This is a genomic window from Kordiimonas lipolytica (genome assembly GCF_001550065.1).
Window position 1 is genome coordinate 1 of sequence record NZ_LRUB01000021.1, and the last position, 4,715, is coordinate 4,715.

5 protein-coding genes are annotated in these 4,715 nt (G+C 49.5%); 1 reads left to right on the forward strand and 4 read right to left on the reverse strand.

The annotated features are described in order from the left end of the window. The 4 genes from istA (KORM41_RS10470) to KORM41_RS10485 form a co-directional block, all read right to left on the reverse strand. A partial coding sequence (istA, locus tag KORM41_RS10470; protein WP_156431867.1) for an IS21 family transposase occupies positions 1-876 on the reverse strand: 876 nt, incomplete at its 3' end. Beyond that, the gene (gene asnB / locus KORM41_RS10475; RefSeq protein WP_082719854.1) at positions 828-2,114 is read right to left on the reverse strand and encodes an asparagine synthase (glutamine-hydrolyzing); all 1,287 of its coding nucleotides are present in this window, start codon (positions 2,112-2,114) and stop codon (positions 828-830) included. The genes istA (KORM41_RS10470) and asnB, both read right to left, overlap by 49 nt. A gap of 10 nt (positions 2,115-2,124) precedes the next feature. After that, a complete protein-coding gene (locus tag KORM41_RS10480; RefSeq protein WP_068147314.1) occupies positions 2,125-3,027 on the reverse strand; it encodes a hypothetical protein in 903 nt (300 codons plus the stop codon). Next, on the reverse strand, positions 3,017-3,679 hold the full coding sequence (locus KORM41_RS10485) for a CatB-related O-acetyltransferase (RefSeq protein WP_068147317.1): 663 nt from the start codon (positions 3,677-3,679) through the stop codon (positions 3,017-3,019). Before KORM41_RS10485 ends, KORM41_RS10480 begins: the two co-directional genes overlap by 11 nt. A 160-nt stretch (positions 3,680-3,839) precedes the next feature. Between KORM41_RS10485 and istA (KORM41_RS10490) the strand changes: the two genes are divergently transcribed. Next, positions 3,840-4,715: IS21 family transposase (istA, locus tag KORM41_RS10490; protein WP_156431867.1), on the forward strand; the 876-nt coding region annotated here is incomplete at its 3' end.

Genomic DNA, 4,715 nt, shown 5'->3' on the forward strand with positions numbered 1-4,715 from the left:
CGCCAGATCAGCCTGCAGCCGGTCCCCGATGCTCACCTTGTGCCCTGACAGGACATCTGACTGCCGCCTGGTACAAGCGTCCTCCAGATAGTCGTTGAAAGCGTCAAAGCTGGCGAAGGACGGAATGGGGACCATGAAGGTCCGGCGCATATAGCCGACCATGCCTTCAACCTTGCCCTTATCGTTGCCCTTGCCGGGGCGGCCATAGCGGTCCTCTATCAGATAGTGGGACAGGAAGGCCGAGAAGCTGTCGGTCCGCTTGCGCGTGCCATCCGGCAGAATGCGAGATACAAGACAGCGGTCATTGTCGTACAGGACCGACTGCGGCACAGCGCCAAAGAAGGCAAAGGCATGGTTGTGGCCGTCCAGCCAGGCCTCCGTCGTGGCCCGGGGATAGGCCCTGACATAACAGGCATCGCTATGCGGCAGGTCCAGCACGAAGAAGTGGGCCTTCTGCCGCACCCCGCCGATGACCACCTGGGCCTCGCCGAAGTCCGCCTGCGCGTGACCGGGGGTGTGGCTCAGCGGTACATAGACCTCGCGGCTGGTCCGACGGTACTCTCTCACATAGTCCTTGATGATCGTATAACCGCCATCAAAGCCATACTCGGAGCGTAGGCGCTCGAAGATACGCTTCGCTGTATGGCGCTGCTTGCGCCCTACCTGGCGGTCACCCTCCAGAATACTGTCGATGATGTCGGTGTAGCCATCAAGCTTGGGACGCCTGACCGGCACTGAGCGCCGGTAGCCCGGCGGCTCTGAATGCGAGAGCATCTTCGCGACTGTGTCACGGCTGATCCCGAAACGCCGGGCAGCCTCCCGGTTGCTCAGGCCTTGCACATGGCACGCAAGGCGAACCCTTCTGTATAAATCCACTGAATAAATCCTCCGGCCCTCCCATCAAATGGAAAAGCCAAAAAGTGGCAGACTTTTACTCCGCCCGCAGCAACACAACGCCGCCGCTTCAGTGGCCTACTTTTACACCGCCCTATACATTCATCTCCCCCGTCGGCACTCAGCGCCACCTTCACACTAGTTCTCGCTAGCTTACTAACCAAAGCCGTCGGTACACAAGAAACATCGCCTAGAGGTTCATCCCAAATTTCTACAATATTGGGTATTAGGTCTAACGCATCGGACGCATTACAATACAACTCGGTGTGTTCGGTTCCGATATAGTTAGCTATAGATTTTGCTTCAGGTGCTTCATTGTAATTTGGGTCATCAAAACCAATGGTAAACGTTTTAACTGGTCGACTTGCTACAGCCTGACATACAGCAGCTACCGTTGCAGAGTCGTAACCCCCACTAAGAAAAATTCCTACAGGAACGTCCGCCATTAACCTAAGTTTACAGGAAGATTGAATAAGCCGGTCTACCTCCTCAATAACTTCACGTTCCGAGTGGCTTGTATGAGGAGCTCTATAAAAATCTGAAATATCCCAATATTGTCTTTCGTTGATGTGGAGGTCATGTGCAGAAATTGAAAGGATTGTAGCTGGGCGTAATTTATTGATCCCGCTATATATCGTTAGAGGCTCAGGGACATAGCCAAATCTTAAATACAAGGAGATTGCTTCTGGACATATCTCTCGCTTAATTCCAGGATATCTTATTAGCGCTTTCAGTTCGCTTCCAAAAACGATCTCATTAGCTCTACGCGCCCAATATAGCGGCTTGATCCCAGTTCGGTCCCTGATCAAGTGCAAAACAGCGGCTCGCTCATCATACAGGGCTAACGCGAACATTCCATTGAACCTATTTACACAATCAACTCCCCAAGCCATATAAGAGTAGATGATTACCTCGGTGTCGGTTTTAGAGCTAAAAGTGTAGCCAAGACTCAGTAATTCTGACTTTATTTCCTCGAAGTTATAGATTTCCCCATTAAAAGCGACCGTCACAAAATCGCGAGACATTGGCTGGTGACCAAAATTGGATAAATCAACTATAGATAACCGACGATGGCCCATCGCAAGATAAGCATCGCCAAACTTTGCGTGATATATGCCCTGATCGTCAGGACCTCGATGCTCTAAGGCTGAGGTCATGTCGGAGATCAACTGATTTGGCATACCTCCCCTGTCAGTTATATATCCAGCGATACCACACATATTCTAGACCTCAGTTTTTGAAATAATTAGTAAATATTTTTGCAGTAAAACTACATGATAGACGGAACCGCTTGAGAAGCATCACCACATATCGAGCCATTACACCTACGACATAGCGGATCATGTTCTTATCATCCATGATTTCCAAAGAATAAAAATGGGTGCTGCTACGCTTTTCCAGGGATGCATATCGCTTAAGTGAGGAGAACCGAATATCATCCCGATTTATAAGATAAAAGTTTTCGCGAGCAAGCAAAGGCCAAAGGTATAACTTTTCCAATAATCCCTGCGGCAAGTAATACCCTTTTCTTTTCAGGTAATATGAAACCAAATAGCGCTCTGCAATCCTGGAATCTTCCAAGCGCATATAAACATCTCTATTCTCTAGAGCTTGTTGAAGTTTAGCACACCCCGCCTCTCGATTGTTACCTGCATACTGCAATGGACAAGAGAAATATAAAATCAGCTCCTCCAAGTTACCGCTCAATAAAAAATCTGAGACAAAAAATAGATTATAGCGAACATCATCTGTTTCTAAACCACAAATACGGCCGTTCTGCTGTACCAGATGTTTTTCAAACGCCCCAATATCTATCAGCATAAAGTCAGTTCTTGACTTAATTGCCCAGTTACATCCGGCCTCTTTTAGCCGCACCAAACCATTGAGCGTGGATACAATTTGATAATTTATATTTTGGTACCCACTAAATTTTGGATACTCACTAAACTCTATCAGTAGTCTTTTTTCGTTTCTTAAATAATTTAGCTCTGCCGCTACGATCTCTTTGTCCCCAACCCAACAGCTGAGGCAGATAAAATAGCTGGGGCAGTTCTGAAGGTAATATTCCACCACATTTTTTGTATATTTAGGAACATATTTACCTTGTACGACTATACCTATATTAAGTTTCACTTCTAAAGTTACCCTTATCTAGTTTCAGCTCCTCAACTGATAAGTCCCAATAATTCTTTTTTTTTGCTTCTCCATTTTTTTTAATTATGTTGCGATATCTGATCACTCTCGCAGGGACACCTGCCACCACAGCATATGCGGGTACATCCTTAGTTACAACAGCTCCCGCAGCCAGCACCGCGCCATCACCCACTACTATGCCACCAATAACTGACACATTTGCTCCTATCCAAACATCGTTCCCAATCCTAATGTCACCTAAACTCCTGCAGTTTGGGGTAATATCTAATTGATCTAGGAGTACTGGAGAGGTGGATAGACCATCGATGAAATGGGAAGTGGTTCTAAAGAAGCAATTGCGTGCAATTGAACAATACTTTCCTATGATAATGCTATTAGACTCTGAATTCAGTTCGGTTGGCCCGTCCGAGAAATATGTGTGTGCCCCTACATCAATTGAACCTGTCAAGGCCACGCCCTCGCCAACAACAACATTGTCGCCGAATCGAATTCGGCCATTCCGGAGATCGCGATAGCTGATTTTCGCGAAAACTGAAAACTTAGACTTCGGGTAGTAGTGTCTCAAAACTAGATTTACAAATAGCTTAAAAAAAACACTATTACGAATTATCTGCTTCAATACTACAGCCATTTAATTATTGACCTCTTAATGAACAACAAATTCGATATAAATGTATAGGGCGGTGTAAAAGTAGGCCACTGAAGCGGCGGCGTTGTGTTGCTGCGGGCGGAGTAAAAGTCTGCCACTTTTTGGCTTTTCCATTTGATGGGAGGGCCGGAGGATTTATTCAGTGGATTTATACAGAAGGGTTCGCCTTGCGTGCCATGTGCAAGGCCTGAGCAACCGGGAGGCTGCCCGGCGTTTCGGGATCAGCCGTGACACAGTCGCGAAGATGCTCTCGCATTCAGAGCCGCCGGGCTACCGGCGCTCAGTGCCGGTCAGGCGTCCCAAGCTTGATGGCTACACCGACATCATCGACAGTATTCTGGAGGGTGACCGCCAGGTAGGGCGCAAGCAGCGCCATACAGCGAAGCGTATCTTCGAGCGCCTACGCTCCGAGTATGGCTTTGATGGCGGTTATACGATCATCAAGGACTATGTGAGAGAGTACCGTCGGACCAGCCGCGAGGTCTATGTACCGCTGAGCCACACCCCCGGTCACGCGCAGGCGGACTTCGGCGAGGCCCAGGTGGTCATCGGCGGGGTGCGGCAGAAGGCCCACTTCTTCGTGCTGGACCTGCCGCATAGCGATGCCTGTTATGTCAGGGCCTATCCCCGGGCCACGACGGAGGCCTGGCTGGACGGCCACAACCATGCCTTTGCCTTCTTTGGCGCTGTGCCGCAGTCGGTCCTGTACGACAATGACCGCTGTCTTGTATCTCGCATTCTGCCGGATGGCACGCGCAAGCGGACCGACAGCTTCTCGGCCTTCCTGTCCCACTATCTGATAGAGGACCGCTATGGCCGCCCCGGCAAGGGCAACGATAAGGGCAAGGTTGAAGGCATGGTCGGCTATATGCGCCGGACCTTCATGGTCCCCATTCCGTCCTTCGCCAGCTTTGACGCTTTCAACGACTATCTGGAGGACGCTTGTACCAGGCGGCAGTCAGATGTCCTGTCAGGGCACAAGGTGAGCATCGGGGACCGGCTGCAGGCTGATCTGGCG